The organism is Nocardia sp. NPDC047654, assembly GCF_043205035.1.
Taxonomy (GTDB): domain Bacteria; phylum Actinomycetota; class Actinomycetes; order Mycobacteriales; family Mycobacteriaceae; genus Nocardia.
The window spans coordinates 65524-85734 of the sequence record NZ_JBIDDF010000006.1; the positions used below are offsets into that span (position 1 = coordinate 65524).

23 protein-coding genes are annotated in these 20211 nt (G+C 69.7%); 9 read left to right on the top strand and 14 right to left on the bottom strand.

Features of this window, described 5'->3' with window-relative positions; all coding sequences use genetic code 11:
- Window positions 1–474: 474 nt before the first annotated feature.
- Complete coding sequence (locus ACGF7Y_RS18770) at window positions 475–1548, top strand: hypothetical protein (RefSeq protein ID WP_393235366.1); 1074 nt, start codon at window positions 475–477, stop codon at window positions 1546–1548.
- 11 nt (window positions 1549–1559) lie between these two features.
- Here the strand turns inward: ACGF7Y_RS18770 and ACGF7Y_RS18775 are convergent, their stop codons facing one another.
- From ACGF7Y_RS18775 to ACGF7Y_RS18785, 3 genes are all read right to left on the bottom strand, one after another.
- Entirely contained in the window at window positions 1560–2819 is a 1260-nt protein-coding gene (locus tag ACGF7Y_RS18775) for a deoxyguanosinetriphosphate triphosphohydrolase (protein ID WP_393235369.1), read from the bottom strand.
- Window positions 2820–2823: 4 nt separating this feature from the next.
- The gene (locus tag ACGF7Y_RS18780) at window positions 2824–3504 is read right to left on the bottom strand and encodes a YdcF family protein (protein WP_393235744.1); all 681 of its coding nucleotides are present in this window, start codon (window positions 3502–3504) and stop codon (window positions 2824–2826) included.
- 70 nt (window positions 3505–3574) lie between these two features.
- A complete protein-coding gene (locus ACGF7Y_RS18785; RefSeq protein ID WP_393235371.1) occupies window positions 3575–4252 on the bottom strand; it encodes an MBL fold metallo-hydrolase in 678 nt (225 codons plus the stop codon).
- Window positions 4253–4282: 30 nt separating this feature from the next.
- Between ACGF7Y_RS18785 and ACGF7Y_RS18790 the strand changes: the two genes are divergently transcribed.
- The gene (locus ACGF7Y_RS18790; RefSeq protein WP_393235373.1) at window positions 4283–6256 is read left to right on the top strand and encodes a TPM domain-containing protein; all 1974 of its coding nucleotides are present in this window, start codon (window positions 4283–4285) and stop codon (window positions 6254–6256) included.
- Between the two features lie 200 nt (window positions 6257–6456).
- Here the strand turns inward: ACGF7Y_RS18790 and ACGF7Y_RS18795 are convergent, their stop codons facing one another.
- Window positions 6457–7689 (bottom strand): acyltransferase, encoded by a 1233-nt coding sequence (locus ACGF7Y_RS18795; protein ID WP_393235376.1) that lies wholly within the window; start codon window positions 7687–7689, stop codon window positions 6457–6459.
- Between the two features lie 100 nt (window positions 7690–7789).
- Between ACGF7Y_RS18795 and ACGF7Y_RS18800 the strand changes: the two genes are divergently transcribed.
- Together ACGF7Y_RS18800 and ACGF7Y_RS18805 are read left to right on the top strand one after the other, a co-directional pair.
- Window positions 7790–8416: a TenA family protein gene (locus ACGF7Y_RS18800; RefSeq protein WP_393235378.1), complete on the top strand. Its 627-nt coding sequence runs from the start codon at window positions 7790–7792 to the stop codon at window positions 8414–8416.
- A gap of 18 nt (window positions 8417–8434) precedes the next feature.
- Entirely contained in the window at window positions 8435–8824 is a 390-nt protein-coding gene (locus tag ACGF7Y_RS18805) for a DUF1707 domain-containing protein (RefSeq protein ID WP_393235380.1), read from the top strand.
- Between the two features lie 48 nt (window positions 8825–8872).
- Here ACGF7Y_RS18805 and ACGF7Y_RS18810 read toward each other — a convergent pair whose 3' ends face one another.
- Window positions 8873–10264 (bottom strand): glycine--tRNA ligase, encoded by a 1392-nt coding sequence (locus ACGF7Y_RS18810; protein ID WP_357037444.1) that lies wholly within the window; start codon window positions 10262–10264, stop codon window positions 8873–8875.
- Window positions 10265–10459: 195 nt separating this feature from the next.
- On the opposite strand from ACGF7Y_RS18810, the gene ACGF7Y_RS18815 reads away from it, so the two are divergent.
- The 3 genes from ACGF7Y_RS18815 to ACGF7Y_RS18825 all read left to right on the top strand — a co-directional run bounded on the left by ACGF7Y_RS18815 (window position 10460) and on the right by ACGF7Y_RS18825 (window position 12341).
- Window positions 10460–10810: a helix-turn-helix transcriptional regulator gene (locus ACGF7Y_RS18815; protein ID WP_040865632.1), complete on the top strand. Its 351-nt coding sequence runs from the start codon at window positions 10460–10462 to the stop codon at window positions 10808–10810.
- 3 nt (window positions 10811–10813) lie between these two features.
- A complete protein-coding gene (locus ACGF7Y_RS18820) occupies window positions 10814–11248 on the top strand; it encodes a Fur family transcriptional regulator (RefSeq protein ID WP_062969735.1) in 435 nt (144 codons plus the stop codon).
- 127 nt (window positions 11249–11375) lie between these two features.
- Window positions 11376–12341 (top strand): hypothetical protein, encoded by a 966-nt coding sequence (locus tag ACGF7Y_RS18825; RefSeq protein WP_393235385.1) that lies wholly within the window; start codon window positions 11376–11378, stop codon window positions 12339–12341.
- Between the two features lie 471 nt (window positions 12342–12812).
- Here ACGF7Y_RS18825 and ACGF7Y_RS18830 read toward each other — a convergent pair whose 3' ends face one another.
- Window positions 12813–13784, bottom strand: a complete 972-nt coding sequence (locus ACGF7Y_RS18830) for a hypothetical protein (protein ID WP_393235388.1) — start codon at window positions 13782–13784, stop codon at window positions 12813–12815.
- A gap of 103 nt (window positions 13785–13887) precedes the next feature.
- Between ACGF7Y_RS18830 and ACGF7Y_RS18835 the strand changes: the two genes are divergently transcribed.
- The gene (locus ACGF7Y_RS18835) at window positions 13888–14505 is read left to right on the top strand and encodes a TetR/AcrR family transcriptional regulator (protein ID WP_393235391.1); all 618 of its coding nucleotides are present in this window, start codon (window positions 13888–13890) and stop codon (window positions 14503–14505) included.
- Between the two features lie 107 nt (window positions 14506–14612).
- Here ACGF7Y_RS18835 and ACGF7Y_RS18840 read toward each other — a convergent pair whose 3' ends face one another.
- Together ACGF7Y_RS18840 and ACGF7Y_RS18845 are read right to left on the bottom strand one after the other, a co-directional pair.
- Window positions 14613–15023, bottom strand: a complete 411-nt coding sequence (locus tag ACGF7Y_RS18840) for a YbjN domain-containing protein (protein WP_393235393.1) — start codon at window positions 15021–15023, stop codon at window positions 14613–14615.
- A gap of 14 nt (window positions 15024–15037) precedes the next feature.
- On the bottom strand, window positions 15038–15856 hold the full coding sequence (locus tag ACGF7Y_RS18845; RefSeq protein WP_393235395.1) for an isoprenyl transferase: 819 nt from the start codon (window positions 15854–15856) through the stop codon (window positions 15038–15040).
- Window positions 15857–15977: 121 nt separating this feature from the next.
- Between ACGF7Y_RS18845 and ACGF7Y_RS18850 the strand changes: the two genes are divergently transcribed.
- A complete protein-coding gene (locus tag ACGF7Y_RS18850) occupies window positions 15978–16358 on the top strand; it encodes a DUF1870 family protein (RefSeq protein ID WP_051174996.1) in 381 nt (126 codons plus the stop codon).
- Here ACGF7Y_RS18850 and recO read toward each other — a convergent pair.
- The 6 genes from recO to ACGF7Y_RS18880 form a co-directional block, all read right to left on the bottom strand.
- Window positions 16315–17085 (bottom strand): DNA repair protein RecO, encoded by a 771-nt coding sequence (gene recO, locus ACGF7Y_RS18855; RefSeq protein WP_040865627.1) that lies wholly within the window; start codon window positions 17083–17085, stop codon window positions 16315–16317. The two genes, ACGF7Y_RS18850 and recO, sit on opposite strands and share 44 nt — an antisense overlap.
- A 310-nt stretch (window positions 17086–17395) precedes the next feature.
- The gene (locus tag ACGF7Y_RS18860) at window positions 17396–17596 is read right to left on the bottom strand and encodes a DUF6186 family protein (protein ID WP_393235398.1); all 201 of its coding nucleotides are present in this window, start codon (window positions 17594–17596) and stop codon (window positions 17396–17398) included.
- Window positions 17593–18006, bottom strand: coding sequence for a hypothetical protein (locus ACGF7Y_RS18865; RefSeq protein WP_393235400.1), 414 nt, complete (start codon window positions 18004–18006; stop codon window positions 17593–17595). The genes ACGF7Y_RS18860 and ACGF7Y_RS18865 overlap by 4 nt, the downstream gene beginning before the upstream one ends.
- Window positions 18007–18233: 227 nt before the next feature.
- Window positions 18234–18839: a TetR/AcrR family transcriptional regulator gene (locus ACGF7Y_RS18870; RefSeq protein WP_393235402.1), complete on the bottom strand. Its 606-nt coding sequence runs from the start codon at window positions 18837–18839 to the stop codon at window positions 18234–18236.
- Window positions 18826–19692, bottom strand: a complete 867-nt coding sequence (locus ACGF7Y_RS18875; RefSeq protein WP_393235404.1) for an alpha/beta fold hydrolase — start codon at window positions 19690–19692, stop codon at window positions 18826–18828. The genes ACGF7Y_RS18870 and ACGF7Y_RS18875 overlap by 14 nt, the downstream gene beginning before the upstream one ends.
- Before the next feature lie 76 nt (window positions 19693–19768).
- The gene (locus ACGF7Y_RS18880; RefSeq protein WP_393235407.1) at window positions 19769–20071 is read right to left on the bottom strand and encodes a hypothetical protein; all 303 of its coding nucleotides are present in this window, start codon (window positions 20069–20071) and stop codon (window positions 19769–19771) included.
- Window positions 20072–20211 lie beyond the last annotated feature (140 nt).

A 20211-nucleotide genomic window follows, 5' to 3' on the forward strand; every position in this document is an offset into this window, starting at 1 on the left:
CTGCCGAATGGTTCACCAGCCACCGTCGCACCCAGCCCGCCGATCGAGACCGCCGAGCCGCTCGCCCGCAGACAGCCGACGACCAGCGCACATGACGCGATAGGGACGGTCGCTGCCGAGGATTCGACCTCCGCACCGGAGACCGACGCCGCGCGCCACACCGCTCATATCCACCCGACCGGCGTGGCGGATCCCAGGGCGGCCGATCCGCGAACGGCCTCCGCGCCCATCCAGCCGACGGACCCCGGTGACGAACCCCCATCACGCCGACGAATCGAAACCACCCCCGCCGCTCTCCCATGGCTCGACACACTGCGCTTTTCCTGGATCGACGCCGCGCGCGGCGCACAGGTCACCCCGCCGAGTGCTGAATCGGCGGACGACCCGTCGGTTCACCGCAGGGACCCCGGACCGCATCCGCCGACCGACGATGCGAGCAACCGCACCCCGGCCCAGCGAACCGACAGTGCATCAATGGAACGAATCGGCCCCCGGTCTTCTCCGGAACCCATCGTGCGGGCCGACATCACATCTGGGCAGTCCGGCAGCACAGACGAGATCGAAGCCAACCGTAAGACCGGCCGCACGACTCATCAGGCAACCGGCCGTCGGAGTGATTCGCCCGACCGCACCGACGCGGCCGAACTCAGCCGACGAACCGACGCCCCGCGACCGCCCGCACCGATCGAAGACACCGCTACAGCGCACCGGCCCGGATCTGCTCAGCGGACGACCACCGCCGACGGCTCCGCCGCTGTCGACGCGGCTCCGGAAGGAACACGGCCGCCACAGGCGCGCAAGGCCGTCCCGCCGATCGCCGGCACCGGCGCTCCTGCCCAACGGACCGACGACGCCGCGGCCGCCCGGAGAAAAAAGCCCGCACACGTCGAGCGGAGCAACGCCACACCACGCCCCGCCGTCGCGGAGCGGACCGAGACCGCTGACGGGCCCGAGGCGCTTCGGATCGTCCGGGAGATGTCGGCGCGGCATGGGGTGGAAGTCGTCGGGTTCGACGCGGCGGACATGGACGTTCAGGTGGTCCGCGAGATCGCCTCCGCCATTGATGAGCTGCTCGCGAAATACCCGCTGCCGCTGCAGGGCGTCGAGTTGACCGACGGCGCGGAATCTCGCCCGAGGCCGGATCGCACGCCGACGGCGAAGCAGTCGGCCGAGACCGCGATCTGGATCGTCCTGGACCGGGCTGCCCTGAATCCGCCGCGGGCGGCGCCGGTGGAGACGCGAAGAGTATTTCGTAGACGTGGGCCCGCCGAGCGGCCGGTGTACAAGGCGGTCGTCCGCGAATTCGCGGGGGCATTGGACCTGGCGGGTGGTTTCCGGGCTCGGCAAGAAGCGTTGCGGACGTTGATCAACGAGTCCCTGCGCGGCGGCGGGGGTGGTGCCGGGCTGCTGGATCCCGGCCGGGCCTTGGTCGACGGCTTCACCGAGGTTGTCCTGCGGGGAGAGCGAGCGGGGGCGTCGGCCAAGGAGTTGCACGCGGCGCTGGTCAAGATGGCTCGAGCGGAGTCCACCGACGGCCTGTCGGCATGACGCCGCCCGGTCTAGACGTTCAGTTCCACCGCGACCCGTTCCAGGCGGCTTTCGGTGTAGGAGGCGATCTGGTCCACGACGACGCGCACGCGAGCGGTGTCGTCGGGGGCGGCGTTCCAGAACGGCAGCAGCAGCGGATCGAGGCTGTGCGGGGCGGTGGCCAGCAAACGATCGGCCACGGCGAGGATGCGTTCGCGCTGCGCGGCCTGCCGTAACCGGTGCGCCGGATCGGACATGACGTAGCGCAACGCGACGGTCTTCAGCAAAGCCACCTCGGCGGCGACGATGCGCGGAACTTGCAGGTCCGCCGCGTATCGGGACACCGGTTCCGGACCGGCCACCTCCCTCGTCGCCATGATCGCGGCGGTGGCGAAACGGCCGACGAGCTCGCTGGTCAGGCGCTTCAGCGCCACCGAGGCGGTGAACGTGCCGTCGTATGCGGTCACCGCCGCCACCACCGGGAGTTCCGACAGTCGTTGCGCGGCGGCGATCAACTCGTCGGCGGCCAGCGAGTGCTGGAACTGGCCGAGCGCCGCCAGCGCGTCCTGTTCGGCCGGGTCGGCCAGCGCGCGCAGGTCGATGCGGCCCGCGATCACGCCGTCCTCGACGTCGTGCACCGAGTAGGCGACGTCGTCGGACCAGTCCATGATCTGGCATTCGAGGCTGCGGCGACGGTCCGGCGCTCCCTTGCGGATCCATTCCAGACGCTCGGTGTCGACCTCGTAGGCGCCGAACTTGGTGCCGGGACCCGTTCGGCCCCAGGGGTATTTGATCGCCGCGTCGAGCGCGGCACGGGTGAGGTTGAGGCCCGCGCTGGCACCGTCGAGTTCGAGCACTTTCGGTTCGAGGCGGGTGAGGATGCGTAGGTTCTGCGCGTTGCCTTCGAACCCGCCGAACGCGTCGGCGAAGGTGTCGAGGGCTTTCTCACCGTTGTGGCCGTAGGGCGGATGGCCGATGTCGTGGGCGAGACCGGCCAGGTCCACCAGGTCCGGATCGCAGCCGAGTCCGTCGGCGATGCTGCGGCCGATCTGGGCGACCTCCAGCGAGTGGGTGAGCCGGGTGCGCGGAGTGTCCGCCTCACGCGGACCCATGACCTGCGTTTTGTCGGCCAGCCTGCGCAACGCCGCGGAGTGCAGCACGCGGGCACGGTCGCGCGCGAATTCGGTCCGGTGGCCGATCTCGAACTCATCGCGCGGCGGGCCGAGCCCGGCGGTCTTGGCGCGCTCGACGACGAGGCGTTCGGTGTCGTGGTCGGTGTACCGGGCGCTCAAGGTCTCACTGTCCCGCCGTGTAGGGGAAGTCCGCTGCGAAGTGGGTGAGCTGATACCACAGCAGGGCGCCGGTCTCCCGGGCGATGCCGTGCGCCTGGGATTCGCGGGTGTAGACGGCGGGACCGGTTCTGGTCGGCGCGGTCCACGCCGACAGACCTTCGTCCGTGGCCATGGTGCGGGTGCGCAGCGAATGCCAGGGATCGCTGACCAGCACCGCCGACGACATGTCCCGCGCCCGCATCGCCGTCGCCACCGCTTCGATGCTGCGCAGGGTGTCGGACCCGGTCTCGACGGCGAGGATCTTGTCGCCTGGCACCCCGCGCGCCTGCAAATAGTTCTTGCCCGAGGCGGCCTCGGTGAACAGATCGCCCTCCTGCTTGCCGCCCACGGTGATGACGCGCGGCGCGACACCGGCGCGGAACAGCTTGTACGCCTGGTCCAGTCGCGCTTCGAACACCGAGGACGGGGTCCCGGAGTACTGTGCCGCGCCGAGCACGACGATCGCGTCGGCCTTCGTGTAGTCATCGACGCGCGCGACCTGCCACACGCGGAAAGCGGTCCCGCCGACCAGCACCGCGCCCATCACCACCGACCCGATGACCAGCCGCCGCGTCCAGCGCAGCAACCCGGCGCCGAAGCCGTGCGGCCGGGCATGATCGGGAGCCGGGAGAGCCCGGGTGCGCATCGTTGGCAAATCCACTCCCCAAGTCTGCCAGGAGCGGCGCCGACCCCGGACCGGCAACCACCAGTGCCGGTTACCAGCCCCGGGCTCGCCAGTCCGGAAGGCTGGGACGCTCGGCGCCGAGGGTGGTGTCGTCGCCGTGGCCGGGGTAGACGACGGTGTCGTCGGGGTAACGATCGAAGAGTTTGGCCGAGACATCGGTGAACAGGGAGGTGAACTCTTCCGGGGCGGTGGTACGCCCGACGCCGCCGGGGAACAGCGAGTCCCCGGTGAACAGGTGGGTGCGTCCCGCCCCGTCGGTGAGCGCGAGGGTGATCGAGCCCGGCGTGTGCCCACGCAGGTGGACGACTTCGAAGACCAGGTCTCCGATCGTGACGGTATCGCCCTCGTCGAGCAGACGGTCGGGGCGGACCGGCAGCGGGTCGGCGTCGAGCGGATGCGCCGCGGTGGGCGCTCCGGTGGCGGCGGTGGTCTCCCGCAGCGCCATCCAGTGGTCGCGATGCTGATGGGTGGTGACGATCAGCCGCACCTGCCCCGGCGCCTCCTGCTCCACGAGCGCCGCGATGCGCGGCGCATCGTTGGCCGCGTCGATGAGCAGGGCCGCGCCGGTGCCGGTGCATTGCACCAGGTAGCAGTTGTTGTCCATGCCGCCGACGGACATCTTGACGATGCGGGCGCCGGGGACGTCGCGCTGCTGCGGATCGGAATCCGGGGACACGTGGCCGCTGTAGGAGCGATCGATGGTGATCACGAAACGATGCTAGCGAGCTAGATTCGTGCCATGTCACTGCCGCCGCGGATCGGCCTCGTTCGCTTGCTCGCGACCAGCGTCCTGTTGGCCGCGATCGCCCTGCTCGGCGTTCCGGAGAGCGCGGCGGAACCGCCGCCGCGGATGAGCACCTACGTGGAGGATTCCGCCGGCGCGCTGGACCAAGGGCAGCTCGATCGGGTGCGTGGTGCGCTCGACCAGCTCTACGCCGACCAGCAGATCCGGTTGTGGGTGGTGTACGTGCGCGGCTTCGACGGACTCGATCCGCAGCAGTGGGCCCAGCGCACCGCTTCGATCTCCGGGTTCGGCGAACGCGACCTGCTTTTCGCGGTCGCCACCGAGGACCGCGCGTACTGGCTGGAGGGTGAACTGCCCGGAGGCGTCAGCGATTCCGAACTCGACAGCATGCTGATCGGCGAGGTCGAGCCCGCCCTGCGCGACGGGCGGTGGGCCGACGCGGGGATCGCGACGGCCGACGGGCTGGACGCGGCCATGCGCGGCGGCGGGGTGAGCGTGCGCGCCTTGCTCGTCATCGCTGCGCTGGCGGTTGTGATGGCGGCGGGCCTCGTCTGGTACGCGCGCAAACGGCGTCGTGACCGAGCCGAGGCCGAGCTGGCGGCGGCCCGGCAACTGGATCCGGAGAACACGACGGCGCTGGCCGCGCTGCCGCTGGAAGCGCTGCACGCCCGCTCCCGCGAGACTCTGGTGGAGATCGACAACGCGCTCCGCACCAGCGGCGAGGAACTCGAACTCGCCACCGAGGAGTTCGGCGCCACCGCCACCACGCCCTTCCGCACCGCGCTCGACAACGCGAAAGCCGCTGCCGCCGAGGCCTTCGCGATCCGGCAGCGCCTCGACGACGCGATCCCGGAGACCCCCGAAGAACAGCGCTCGCTGCTGGTCGAGCTGATCGGCACGGTGGGGCGCGCCGACCACGAACTCGACGCGCAGGTAGCCGAATTCGACGCCATGCGCGATCTGCTGCTCGGTGCCGCGGGCCGGCTGGACGCGCTGACCCGGGACATCGTCGACGTCACCGCCCGGACACCCGGCTCGGAAGCCGAGCTGAACCGGCTCGCCGCCACCCATCCGGCCGGTGTCCTCGCGCCGATCGCGGACAACGTGCGGATGGCGCGGGAGCGCATCGCGTTCGCGGAGCGGAACATCGACGCGGGCCGGTCGGCGCTCACCGAGCCGGTCGGCGAGCAAGGCGGCGCGGTGGCCGCCATTCGTTCCGCCGAAGCCGCGATCGGGCAGGCCCGCGCGCTGCTCGACGCGGTCGACAACGCCTCGAGCGCCATCCAGCAGGCCCGCGACGGCCTACCGGCTGTGCTGGACGAGCTGCGCCGCGACCTCACCTCCGCCGCCGAGCTCTCCGCCTACGGCGGGCCGGAGCTGGCGGACGCCCGCACCGCGGCGCGGTCCGCGCTGGAAAAGGCGACGTCCACGGCGGACACCGATCCGCTGAGCACCTTCCACGACGCGGTCACCGCCGACGCCGATCTCGACCGCGCCCTCGCCGCCGCCACCGACCGCAAACTCGCCGTCGAGGATCTGCGGCGCAGGCTCGACGGCGCAGTCGGCGACGCCCGGGCCAGGATCGGCGCGGCCGCCGACTACGTGACCACTCGGCGCGGCGGCATCGATGCCGAAGCGCGCACCCGCCTCTCCGAAGCTCAGCGCAACCTCGACGAGGCGCTGCGGACGGGCGCGAGCGATCCGGCCCTGGCACTGCGGCACGCGCAGGCGGCGGCGGATCTGGCCGGGCGCGCCCTCCAGGCGGCTCAGGCCAGTGTGCGGGCATGGGAGGCGCAGCAGGCCCCCGCCGGTGGCGCGCAGGCGGGGGCGGTGCTCGGCGGCATCCTGCTCGAAGGTTTGCTGCGCGGGGCGGCCGGTGGCGCGCGGCACTCCGGAGGCGGCTGGAGCCCAGGCTCGTTCGGTGGTTCGTCCGGCTCCCGGCGGATCGGTCGCGGCGGGAGATTCTGATCGCTGCTCGACCCTGACCAGTCGACGCCGCAGGCGGTTATCGCTTCCAGCAGGCGGGACAGATCGGCTCGATCGCATCGTCGCGTACGAGGATCGGGTTCACTTCGGAACAGGTGCAGGATCCTCGACGAGCGGGAGGCGGCGCGGAATTGCGCGGCATGCCGATGCTCCGCCGCACCGAACCGGGCGGGCACGCCGGATCAGCGGGCGCCGACCGCCGCCAAGGCGGTCAGCTCCGCCCGCACCGCCTCGGGCAGGCCCTCGGCGTGCGCGCCGCCGCCGAGCATGCCGACGGCCAACTCGCCCGCGAAGGTGTAGGCGAGGAAGGTGACCGCGGCCGACGCGCCCGCGGACGGGCGGGGATGCGCCGAGACGTACACGATCTCGTAATCGGTGAACTCGAGGCCGGGGGGCATGCGGAACACCGGGACGACGCCGGTGTTGGTCACCGCGATGTGCCCGGCCAGCGAGTGAATCCTGGTCGCGCCGTAATAATCCGGGAAGTGCAGCACGGACTGCTGCACGACGCCGTCGGCCAGGTCGCGCGTCAGGCGGGCCGAAATGCGCTGTGCCAGTTCGAGCGGGTTGGCCGCGGGATCCACCTCCTCCGCGAAGGAAGCCAGACCGGCCATGTTGGTGCCCGCCGACGCGGCCACCGGCGGCTCCAGCCGGGTCCGCAGGTCGACGGGATACAGACAGCCCGAATGTGCCGCGCCGCCGACTGTCTCCCGTGCGTGAGCGCGTAGCAGAGCGGCGGTGAGCAAGCCGTTCACCGTCACGCCTGCTCTGCGTCCGAGCTCGACGATCCGGGCGGTGGCCTCCCGGTTCAGCCGCACACGTACCGGACGGGCGAGCGCGCTCGGTGCCGGCGGCGCGCTGTCGGGCGGCAGCTCCCGCGCCTGCGGCGGAAGCGGCTTGGTCACGTCCTCGAAGCCGGATGTCGTGGTCCTGGTGATGCCGCGCGCCGCGACATGCCACTCCAATGATTGCGGAATCCCCTGTGGCGCAAACTCGATGGATTGCCGTTCGGTGATGCCGGTATAGCAGTCCCAGAGTCGCGACAACAGCTCGACGCAGTGGCCTGCGTCGGCGACGCTGTGGTGCGCGAACAGCGTGATCCGCCATTCGTCCGCGCCCGAGCCGACGACGTCCAGATAGGCCAGTTGCGCCGCCGGATCCACCGCGGGAACGTCGAGCACCGCCACGTCGCCCTCGCGCACGGAGACCGGGGTCCACGCCGCCTCGTCCGCGGCGAGCAGATAGCCCTGTCCTGCGGCGTCTTCCACGATTCGGCAGCCGATCACCGGATACCCGCGCCGCAGCGTCGCGAATGCCTCCCGCAGCGCCGTCACATCGAGCGCGCCCCGCACCGACACCGACCGGCCCGTGTAGGTGCCATGCCGCACGAACCGCTGCTCCGACGGCGCCAGCATCCGAACCAGAGAATCCTCATCCCACAACACATCGCAAGGGTGCGGCACCACCGCCACGGGTGCAAACCGACCGGGCGGACGGATGCGGAAGACTGCCGGTATGAGTCTCGCGGCGCGTTTGGAGATCCTCGGCCTGTCCTCGGTGGAGGAACAGCTCAACCATCCCACCGTGGTGGGTATCGCCGAGGGCACCCTGCCCGAACCGGTCTTCCGGTCCTGGCTGGAGCAGGATTACCTCTTCCTGCTCGACTACGTGCGGGTATTCGCCCGCTTGGCCTGGCAAGCTCCGCAGGCTCATCTGGGCGACCTGGTCGACCTGGCACACGCCACCTACCACGAGGAGCTGTCGCTGCACCGCTCGCTGGCCGCCGAATTCCACGCGGATCTCGACGGCGCCACCAAAGGCGCGCCGTGCGCGGCGTACACCGCGTTCCTCCTGGACTCCGCCGCGTCCTACGGTGCGGGGCTCGCCGCCCTCTATCCGTGCATGTGGGGGTACTCCACGCTGGGCGCGCGACTGGCACAGCGCCCGCCCGCCGAACCGCGTTACCGCCGCTGGGTCGACACCTACGCCGATCCGGGCTTCGCCGCCCTCACCCGCCGCTGCGCGCAGATGATCGATGAATCCGGAGTCGACCCGGCCCGCGCGGAGGAGCTGTTCCGCGAGGGGTTGCGGCATGAACTGGCGTTCTGGGATGTTCCGCTGGATCCATCCACGCACGGATGAGTGACCTACGCTGACAGCGTGAGTCAGGACCACGTGCGGGCATCCGACGCCGATCGGGAGAAGATCGTCGACCGATTGCGTCAGGCGATGAACGAGGGCAGGCTGTCGCTGCCCGAATTCGACGAACGGCTGCAACAGGTGTATGCCGCCAAGACCTACGGCGAACTGACGCCGTTGCTGTCCGACCTTCCCGCACAACGGGAATCGCGGCCTGCGCGCGCGACAGGCGTACCCCGGTGGATCACGATCATGTGGACGCCGTGGGTGTTCGTCAACGTGCTGTGCGTGGCGATCTACCTGGCCACCGGCGCGGGCTACTTCTGGCCGTTCTGGGTGGCGGTGCCGTGGGGACTCGCGCTGCTGATCCCCACCACGGTCGGCATGACCACCCGCAAGAAGAGCCGCTGAACGCCGACGCCCCGTAGCCGATCACGACCACGGGGCGCAACGGCGGACTCAGGCGCCGATCAGGTGCTGGGCCAGGTAGCCCTCCACCTTGTCCAGCGCGATGCGCTCCTGGGTCATCGTGTCGCGCTCGCGGATGGTCACCGCCTGGTCCTCGAGCGTCTCGAAGTCGACGGTGATGCAGAACGGCGTGCCGATCTCGTCCTGGCGGCGGTAGCGGCGGCCGATCGCGCCCGCGTCGTCGAACTCGACGTTCCAGTTCTTGCGCAGTTGCGCGGCCAGGTCTTTCGCCTTCGGCGTGAGGTCGGCGTTGCGCGAGAGCGGCAGCACCGCCGCCTTCACCGGGGCGAGGCGGCGATCCAGGCGCAGCACCGTGCGGGTGTCCACGCCGCCCTTGGCGTTGGGCGCCTCGTCCTCGGCGTAGGCGTCGACCAGGAACGCCATCAGCGAGCGGGTGAGGCCCGCCGCGGGCTCGATGACGTACGGGACGTAGCGCTCGTTGGTCGTCTGGTCGAAGAAGCTCAGCTCGGTTCCGGAGTGCTCCGAGTGCGTCTTGAGGTCGAAGTCGGTGCGGTTGGCGATGCCCTCCAACTCACCCCACTCGTTGCCCTGGAAGCCGAAGCGGTACTCGATGTCGGTGGTGCCCGCCGAGTAGTGCGAGAGCTTGTCCTTCGGGTGCTCGAACAGCCGCAGGTTCTCCGCGGCGATGCCGAGGTCGGTGTACCAGGAGAACCGCGTCTCGATCCAGTACTTGTGCCACTCCACGTCCTCGCCCGGCTTGACGAAGTACTCCATCTCCATCTGCTCGAACTCGCGAGTGCGGAAGATGAAGTTGCCCGGCGTGATCTCGTTGCGGAAGCTCTTGCCGATCTGCGCGATGCCGAACGGCGGCTTCTTGCGCGCGGTCGTCATCACGTTGGCGAAGTTCACGAAGATGCCCTGGGCGGTTTCCGGGCGCAGGTAGTGCAGGCCCTCCTCGGACTCGATCGGGCCGAGGTAGGTCTTGAGCATCATGTTGAAGTCGCGCGGCTCGGTCCAGCGGCCGACGGTGCCGCAGTTCGGGCACGCGATGAGCTCCATCGAGACCGTGTCCGGATCATCGATCTTGTTCTTGAGCGCGTACGCCTCCTGCAGGTGGTCCTGCCGGAAGCGGTGATGGCAGTTCAGGCACTCGACCAGCGGGTCGTTGAACACGCCCACGTGACCGGAGGCGACCCACACCTGGCGGGGCAGGATCACCGAGGAGTCGAGACCGACGACGTCCTCGCGGCCGGTGACCATGGCGCGCCACCACTGCTTCTTGATGTTCTCCTTGAGTTCGACGCCCAGCGGCCCGTAATCCCATGCCGACTTGGTGCCTCCGTAGATCTCACCGCACGGGTACACCAGACCCCGGCGCTTGGCGAGGTTGGCAACGGTGTCCACCTTCGACTTGGGTGCCACGCGAGAATTCTCCATCCACTGCGAGTCGGAATTTTGCATTGCATGAACACGATAGTTTTGTGTCGATGCTGCGATTGTGCCCAGCCTATCGGCAGGCCCGGCGCCGGTTTCAACCGCACGGTTCGGCGCGCCCGTTTGACATGCGCACCTGTGCATACGCAAACTGGTAATGCTTTCCATTAAGGAGTTGGTGACATGACCGCCGAGACCGCCCCGGCACCGCCGCACAACCCGTATCGGTCGCCCGGCCCGGCGCCGGTGCCCGCACGATCCGTGCTGGAGGACGCGGGTGAGTTGTTGCGGGCGCTGGCAGCGCCGGTTCGGATTGCTATCGTGCTCCAGTTGCGCGAGTCACCGCGGTGCGTGCACGAATTGGTCGACGCGCTCGGTGTCACGCAACCACTGGTCAGTCAGCATCTGCGTATCCTCAAGGCCGCCGGTGTCGTGCACGGTGAGCGTTCGGGTCGCGAGGTGCTCTACGAACTCGTCGACGACCATCTGGCGCACATCGTCGTCGACGCCGTCGCGCACGCCGAGGAAGGGTGATTCGTGCCAGACAACACGACCGTTCCACAGAAACCGGTCGGTATCCGCAGCACCAGGCAGCGCAGCGCCATCGCCGCACTGCTCGGTGACATCGATGAGTTCCGCTCCGCCCAGGACCTGCACGACGAGTTGCGTAAGCGCGGCGAGGGCATCGGGCTGACCACGGTCTACCGGACGTTGCAGTCGCTGGCCGACGCGGGCATGGTCGACGTGCTGCGCACCGACTCCGGCGAGTCGGTCTACCGCCAGTGCTCCACCGGCCATCATCACCACCTGGTGTGCCGGCATTGCGGCCACACCGTGGAGGTGGAGGGCCCGACGGTGGAGGCATGGGCCGAGGCCATCGCGAGCGAGCACGGCTTCAGCGAGATCAGCCACACCCTCGAGGTGTTCGGCACCTGCACGACATGCGGGGCGGCGCGCCGACGCGACGGCTGATCCACCCGGTTAACGGCGTGTCCGGTTAACGCGGCCTCCACCAGCGGAGATTCACCGGCGAGTTCCTCGAACGCCCGGGCCGAGCCGAGCCCGATACGGAGGATCCGCCATCTGCTGGGGAGGCAGCGTGTCAACGACCATCGACTCATCCATACGCCCGGTGCGCCGCCGGGCCGTGACCGTCGCCGGGGCCGCGCTCGCCGTGGTCTCGGCGATGCTCCTCTCGGCGTGCGAGGGCAAGGACGGCACGCCCGTGGCCGTCTCCCCGACGCCCACTTCCGCGGTCGCGGTCCGGCCGGGCACCGACAGCGGGCAGTCGACCGTCCGCACCGTCGGCAAGACCGGCTGGTACGACGGATTCGACATCACCGTGGACAAGGCGACCGTCGTGCCGGACGAATACGGCGGCGCGAAGGTGCGCATCGACATCACCTACCAGAACACCACCCTCGACGACCACACCCTGAGCATCACGCCGTCGCTGCTGGTCGGCAGGGAAGTGGACGGCGGGGCGATCTTCGACAGCCCGGCGGTGCCCGGCAACGGCTCGGCCAGGGGCACCGCGACGACGTCCGTCGGGTCGGCCGAGGACGCCGAGCACCTCATCGACACGATGACCATCGTCTACGGCAAGGCCGCGGACAACCAGACCAAGATCCCGCTCGCCGCGGCGGGCAAGGTGGACAGCGTCCAGCCGAGGACATTGCCGATCAGCGGCACGCTGGTGCAGGACCAGACGACCATCCGGATCACCGGCGGCAGAATCAGCCCGAGCTACACCGAGAACGAGAACGGCAAATCCGATCTGGCGCTGCGCATCGCGCTCGTCGGCGGAGCGGGCATCCCCGCGGGCGGGACGAACATCTACTACGACTACTTCACCGTCCGGACCCCCGACGGCCAGACCGTGGCCGCCGACATCCGCGGCCCCATCAACGAGTTGCTCAACGCCAACGAGACCATCGACAACCCGAAGAACTACGTCGTCTTCGTGGTGCCCTCCCCCGGCACAGGCCCCTACACGCTGACGTACAACGCTCAGAAGGAAGAGGGCGCGGCCGGCGCGCCCACACTGTCGTTCACGGTGGGCTGATCCGGTCGCCCGCCGCCTTTTTCGGCGAACCTTCCCCGAGCCCCGCGAGAATCCCGAGGTGCAGTGGGGCAGCTGCGCCGAGACCAAGCGTCCGAGCCGAGCGCATTCACTTGCTGAAGGATTGCCGCAGTGCGAGAGAGGCGATGGGGACAACGACGTGTCACGCACAACGCCGCAGTGAAAACACCTCGGGACCGACAGGCGAGCCGCTACGGTCCGAGTTGGGTCAAGGCGCCCACCCCCTGCGGGTGCCCACCCACCCGGGGGGTGGACACTCTCCACCCCCCGGGGCCCAGGCGCTTCGGCCGCCCGGCCGGGTCGGCCGAGGACATCTCACATTCCGTACTGTCCTGCCACTGAACCGGGCCACGTCCTCGGAAAACGACACGGTCGCCGCAACCTCCCGGCCAGAGAGTGTCGCGACGACCGCGTGAACCCGACGCACAGCACGGCTGCGCGCCTGTGCTCGGTTCAGCCGACCGGGACCGCGGCCCGAGCCGACACAGGCGTCCGGGCCGGACGACCGCGCAGCGCGGCCACTCCGAGCAGTGCGAGCGCCAGCGCGCTCCAGACCAGCAGCACCGCCAGCGGTCCGGTCGCGGCGGCGCCGTCGAAGAACGCGACCGAACGCAGCAACGACGCGGCGGCGCCCGGCGGCAGCAACTGCCCGACGGCGCCCCACGGCTGCGGCAACAGCTCCGGCGCGGACGTGGCCGCCGAGAACGGATTGCCGATCAGCAGCATGGTGAGCGCGGCGATACCGATTCCGGCACGTCCGAGCACCGCGGCGAGGCCGACGACGGCGCCGGCGACCGCGAACGACACCAGCCCCGCGACCGCCGCGAGCACCGGATACGACCCGGGCACCACCGACATCCAGCCCTGGATGATCGCCATCCCGAGCAGTCCACCCGCGACACCGAAGGTGGCCAGCCCGATCACCTTTCCTCCGATTCCCGGGATCAGCAGCGACAGGAGCACGCCTGCCGCGATGCCGGACATCACCAGCGGCAGCACCATCGCACCGAACGCGGTGCCACGCGGATCGTCCGAGTCGGCGGCCACCACGTCCTCGACCCGGGCGGCGGGTGCGGCGGAGAGCTGCTGCCCGATCTGGGTGAGTTGCTGTGCGACAGCGGGACTGGCGCCGGAGGCGACCAGCACGCGCGGCGGTCCGTCGCCGGTGACGATCGCCCCGTAGACCTCCCGGTCCTCGATCGCGGCGCGAGCGGCGGCCTCGTCCGCGGGGGTGGTGATCTCGAAGGCGCCCGGGCTGTACTCGGCGAGCTTGCCGGTGACCATCGCGGCCTGCGGACCGGTGACGGCCAGCGGTAGGTCACGAGGCGCGATGTTCGCGGCCGGCCAGGCGAAAGCGATCAGCATCAGCGCTTGGAGCAGAGCGGCGCCGATGCCCAGCGCGAACGCCCGCTGCGTGGTGTTCATGACCTTCTCCTAAAAATCGAATGCTCGTTCTTTTTAGTTGAGCCTACGGTCGCATGCGACCCGGAAAGTTGTCAAGAACGGATATTCGTTTTATTTTTGGCCTATGCCCCGAGTCAGCGAAGAGCACATGGAACGCCGCAGGCAGCAGATTCTGGACGCCGCGCGGCTCTGCTTCGCCCGCAGGGGGTTCCACGAGACGTCCATGCAGGACGTGTTCGCGCAGTCGGGGCTCTCGGCCGGTGCGGTCTACCGGTACTTCAAAAGCAAGGACGAGCTGATCACGGCGCTCGCCACGGAGACGACGGTGTCCCTGCGCGTGGCCATGGCCGACGCGATCGGCCGTGACCCGCTGCCCACGCCCGCCGAGCTGATCACCGTGATCGCCGAGGAGGTCGTGCGGCGCAGCGGACCCGACGGGCCGGTGCGACTGGCGCCGCAAGCCTGGGCGCTGGCGCTGGTGCATCCGGGGGCGGCGGTGATGGTGCGCGAGACGATGATCTCCATGCGCGCGCTCTGGGTGACCTACGCCGAGCGCATGCGCGACAAGGGCTGGCTACCCGCGGACGCCGACCTCGACGCCGTGGCCAAAGCGATCATCGGACTGCTGCCGGGATTCATCCTCCAGCACCTCATCCTCGACGACCTCGACCCGCAGACGCTGGCGCGCGGCGTACGCACCCTGCTGCCCTACGGCGAGACCACCGGCACGAACGCCGGCTGACGGCCGGTCGCGGTCTGCCGAAGCGTTCCGCTACGCGTACGGCTGTACCCCGCGTGGTCGCGCCGGATCACCCGCGACCCCTCCGCACTGCAGATGTCGTGCCCTTCTCAGGGCAGCAGACCCTGCCTGGCTCGGCTCGCGTTGGACAGCACGAGCAGCAGGATGGTGGTGAGGGCCTGGTCGTCCAAACCTGCGGCGGGGAAGGTGTAGCGCAGGATGACATCGGCGAGCCCGCCGCGGGCGATCACGGTGAGCGAACCGAATTGCAGCGCGTTGTTGCGCTCGGCGACGCGCTTGTGCAGCTGCGCCTTCAGCGGGCGGTCCCAGGCCAGCACACAGGTGAGACTCAGCACGTCCAAGCCGGGCGCCAGGGTCACCGCGCGCAGCGAGCACAGCGCGCCCTCGTACTCGAATCCCAGCGACCCTTCGGGGTCGACCCGCACGTCGATGCCGTAACTCGACAGGCAGGCCCCGGCCCGCGCCTGGAGTTCCCGATCCGGCGTCACCGCTGCGTCCATGTCCGACCCGCCGTTCACTTGGTGCCGCCGAAACGGCGGTCCCGGGAAGCGTACTGGAGGCATGCCTCCCACAGGTTGCGCCGATCGAAGTCGGGGAACAGCGTGTCCTGATAGACGAATTCGGCGTAGGCCGACTGCCAGAGGAGGAAGTTCGAGCTGCGGAACTCGCCCGACGGGCGCAGGAACAGGTCCACATCCGGCATGTCGGGCTCGTCGAGGTATTTCGCCACCGTCGCCTCGGTGACCTTCTCCGGATCGATCTCACCCGCCGCCACCCGGCGCGCGATCTCCCTTGCCGCGTCGGCGATTTCGGCGCGGCCGCCGTAGTTGACGCACATGGTCAGGGTCATCACCGTGTTGTCCTTGGTGAGTTCCTCGGCGATCTCCAGTTCCTTGATCACGCTGCGCCACAGGCGCGGGCGCCGACCGGCCCAGCGCACCCGCACACCCATCTCGTGCATTTCGTCCCGGCGCCTGCGGATCACGTCGCGGTTGAAGCCCATGAGGAAGCGCACCTCCTCGGGGCTGCGCCGCCAGTTCTCGGTGGAGAACGCGTAGGCCGACAGCCACTTGACGCCGATCTCGATACAGCCCTCGACGGTGTCCATCAGCACCGCCTCGCCGCGCTCGTGCCCGGCGGTGCGCGGCAGCCCGCGCTCCTGGGCCCAGCGCCCGTTGCCGTCCATCACGAGCGCGACGTGGTTGGGCACCAGTTCCGGCGGCAGTTGCGGCGGCCGAGCTCCCGACGGGTGCGGCGCGGGCGGGCGGACGGCGCCCGCGTGCTCGGGCGCGGTCGCGGTGGCGGAATCTCGGCGGCGGATCACGGCCTCCATCCTGCCTGATCGCTTCCGCCGCCCCTACCGCCGCGTTGCTTCCTGCCGAATTCCGCGGTTCCACCGGCGCCGGTGACTTATTCTTTTCCCTATCGTGATACTGGGGAGGGGTTTCTCGAACGTGACCGATTTACCAGGCACCGCGACCGCGGCGGGTTTCCGGGCCACTCGTGAACTGCTCGGCCTTCCGGTTCCATGGTGTGCACGGTTCTTCGCGGTCGCGGAACGCACCGTCGAACGGTGGGAGAAGGGGGCCTTCCAGATTCCCGACATCGTGGCCAGGGAACTCGCCTCCATCGCGGACGAGACCGACCAGGTGGTCGAGGCCATGGTCGACGCCATCGACGCCGGGGAGATCTCGCCCCGCCTGCACACCTACCGGACCAACGACGACTACTGCAAGCACGAGCCGGACACCCGCTACCCGGCCACCTGGCATCGTGCCGTGTGCGCCCGGGTCATGATCGAGCTGCCCCAGGTAGAGCTTCAATTCGTGGAGTAGACCGCTCGATCAACGGCAGCGTGCGCAACTGACGTTCCAGATGCCACTGCAAATGCGCCGCGACCAGGCCGCTGGCCTGTCGCCGCACCGCCTCGGGCGTCGCCTCGACCTGCTCCCACTCCCCCCGCAACAACGCGACCAGCAGGTCGAGCACCCCCGGCGCGGGCGTCGCCGCACCAGGGGGACGGCAATGCACACACACCGCGCCTCCGGCCGCGACGTGGAAAGCGCGATGCGGACCCGGTGTCGCGCACTTGGCGCACTCGTCCAGTGCGGGCGCCCAGCCCGCGAAACCCATGGCGCGCAACAGGAACGCGTCCAGGATCAGTTCGTGCGGGCGCTGTTTGGCCGCGATGGCGCGCAGGGCGCTCGCGGTGAGCGCGTGCAGCCGGGGCGCGGGCGCGCGCTCCTCCCCCGCCAGACGCTCGGCGGTCTCCAGTACCGCGCACGCGGTGGTGTAGCGCCCGTAGTCGTCGATGATGTCGGCGGCGAACGCCTCCATCGTGTGCACCTGGGTGACGGTGTCCAACGTGCGCCCGGGGTGCAGCTGCACGTCGATGTAGGAGAACGGCTCCAACCGGGCCCCGAACCTCGACTTGGTGCGCCGCACCCCCTTGGCGACCGCGCGAACCAGCCCGTGCTGGCGCGTGAGCAGCGTGACGATGCGGTCCGCCTCACCCAGCTTGTGCTGGCGCACCACAACCGCCTCGTCCCGATACAAACGCACGTGCTCAGCTTAATTGCAGCGCCTGCGGCGCTGCGTGTTCGCGGCCCCTTTATGGCTCGCGTTTGCGCGACCGCCGCTTGCTCCTTCGTCGCGTACGCGGCGGCCGCGCAAACGCGAGCCGGGCCGCGAACGGAACATGCTCGGTCTCGCTTTGCTCGAAACCGGGAGTTGCGGTGAGCCGCGCGCGGGGTATGCGAACTCCGGACAGCAGGCACGCGACCCCAGCCGGGCAACCGACAGGCCTGAGGACGGTTCGTCGCGCAAGTCCGGCCGCTTGACGCACGCGCTCGGGCAGTTCGGTGCGCGGGCCTCACCTGGCCAAGAAATGCCAGCCGAGCCATGCCCATATGAGCACGGCGATGATTCTCGTTGTTCGCGTGCCGGTCAGGTACGCGATCGTTTCGCCGAGGGACGCGACCGAATCCCGGCGCAACCGCGTCAGCAGGATCGCGACGAGTGCGGCCGCCGCGATCAGGCCGAATCCGAGGAGGATGACGCCTCGGTCGCTCATCTCGACACCAGCCACCACCCGGCGCCCAGCCACATCAGCCAGCCGGCGAGCCGCAGCGGCCACTGTTCGAGTGCCGGATCCAGCAGCGTGGACAGTGTCGGGTGCTCGTCGCTCGGCTGATTCAGGGCGGGCTGCCGCGACAACGCGTAGACCTCCCACGCCAACACCGCGACCAGTAGCGCCGACCACACAGCCATGCCACGTCCGAGCCGGGTGGTGCACGGCGGCCGCGCGCTTCGCCCGCGGAACGCCAGCACCAGCGCGCCCAGCGCCGCCACCGCCACGATCGCGGTCGCCGGCCTGCTGAACGGGCTGGTCGCGGCACCACCTGCCGCCAGCACGAGACCCACGGTCAGCGCCGTCGCACGCCACGGGAGTCGATATGCCGAGCGCGCCGGTTGCTCAGTCACGTGCGCAGGATAAGGCCGTGAGTGGCCGAATTCGGGGAGGCGAGGCACCTACCTGATGGCGACGTGTCGGGCGCCGTCCCGGCACACCACGCGCGGTCATATGGACTCCCGACCGGCTCGATCCCCAGGCCCGGCGGGTCTTCGTGAGCGTTCGGCTGTCCGCGGCTACTCCGAGAGGGAGCGGCGCCGGTCCGAGATCGACGCGCGCCGAGCGCAGCTGGAGCGATTCAGCCGCTGGTGCGCATGAGTCCGGAGATCAGCAACAGCACCGACTGCTGGGCCTCGGCTCGGGCGCGATCGGGGTCTTCGGCGTGCGCGACGATCAAGGAAGCCTCGCTGATCACGCTGACGACGAGCTGGGCCAGTACGGGGATGGGGGCGTCGGCGATCAACCCGGCGGCGCGGGCGCGCTCGAGTTGCCTGGTGATCAGGCCGAGGCCGTGCGCGGATTCGAATTCACGCCAGGCCTGCCAGCCGAGCACGGCGGGGGCGTCGGTGAGGGCGATCCGCAGCATCGCCGGGCGCTGGCAGATCTCCAGGAAAAGCGCGAGCCCCACCGCCATTCCGGCCATCACGTCCTCGGAATCGACCGCCTCGATGGCGTTCTCGATCTCCGCGGTGATCTCGACCTCGATCTGCTCCAGCACCGCGAGGAAGAGCCCCCGTTTGTCCCCGTAGTGGTGGTGCAGCGCGCCCCGGGTGACGCCTGCCCCGGTGACCAGCTCTTCGGCCGAGGTTCCGGCGAAGCCGCGCTCGGTGAACAGGCGGCGTCCCGCCTGTTCCAGCGCGGTCCTGGTTGCGCGAGACCGGTCTTCCTGGCTACGGCGTGGCATGTAGCCGAGTGAACTCCAGGATCGATTCGGCGAGCAACTCGGGCTGGTCCTCCGACACGAAGGTGTAGGAGTCGTCGATGAGCTTCAGTTGCGCGTCCGGCAGGTCGCGGGCCAGGCGTTCGGCGAACGACACCGGGAACAGCCGGTCCTCGCGCGCCCAGGCCAACAGCACCGGGATGTCGACGTCGGCGAAGTGGCGCGCGGCTTCCAGCGTGTAGCGGCGATGCGCCGATTGCAGGAAGCGGCGCAGGTCTTTCCGGATCGCGGCGGAATTGCGGCTCGGCAGCAGATAGGAGTCCACGATCTCGGGCGGAACGGGCCGCTTGGTGACCCATCCGAAGGCCAGCGGCAGGCGGTGCAGCGCCCGGATCCGCAGCGCCTCGGTGAGGGGGCGCAGCGATCCCGGGATCTTCGCCAGCAGCGGAAGCGAGGTGAACGGCTGCGGCAGGAAGCTCTCGTAGCTGTCCACCGAGGCGAGCACGACGCGGCCGACGCGGGACCGGTCGCGGGTCAGCAGCACCTGGGTGATCGCTCCGCCGGTGTCGTTGGCGACCAGGGTGACGTCGGTGAGGTCGAGGCGTTCGAGGAACGCGGCGATGAGATCGGCGATGCCGATGGGGGTCAGTTCCGCGTCCGGGACCGGGATCTCGTGCGAGCCCAGCGGCCAGTCCGGCGCCAGGCAGCGGTATCCGGCCGCGGCGACCAGGGGCACGACTTTGCGCCAGACGTCCGCGTTGACGAGCAGGCCGTGCACGAAGACGACCGGCGCACCCTCCCCCGTCTCGTGATAGCGAATGCGGCCGCCGGGCAGATCCACCTCGTGGGTGCGGCCGAGAGTTCTGCTGATTGCCATGGGGTCCTCCCAGTGGTCGGGTTCCCGCCCACTGTTACATACATACCGTATGTATGTCTAGGTGCGGCTCGATGGATCAGCGGAAGACAGCCTCGACCGCGTCCTTCGAGGCCATCACCGCGGTCGCCAAGGAGGCGACGCCTGCGACGGACTCTCCGACCGCGTGCAGGACACCGGTGAGAACGATCCGGTTCGGCCGATCCTTCGCCGCCTCGACCGCCGCGCGCCGAGTCGTCTCCTCGACCAGCTGCCGGTCCTCCAGGTCGATGTCGCACCCACTGATCCGGTCGAGCAGATCGCTCAGCGAAGAACGCAGATCCTCCACCGCCTTCGATGGGGCCGCACCGTCGCTGCCGATCCGCCGCCGTCGGGCACGCACGCCACAGTTCCCGCAGAACGGGTAGCCGTCGCGGTTGAAATGCTGACACTCGGCGCATCGCACCTCGCCAGCCAAACATCCGGCTCGGGTCGAGCCGAGCGGAACCCGGAAGCCGTGCCAGCTATGGCCGGACACCGCCG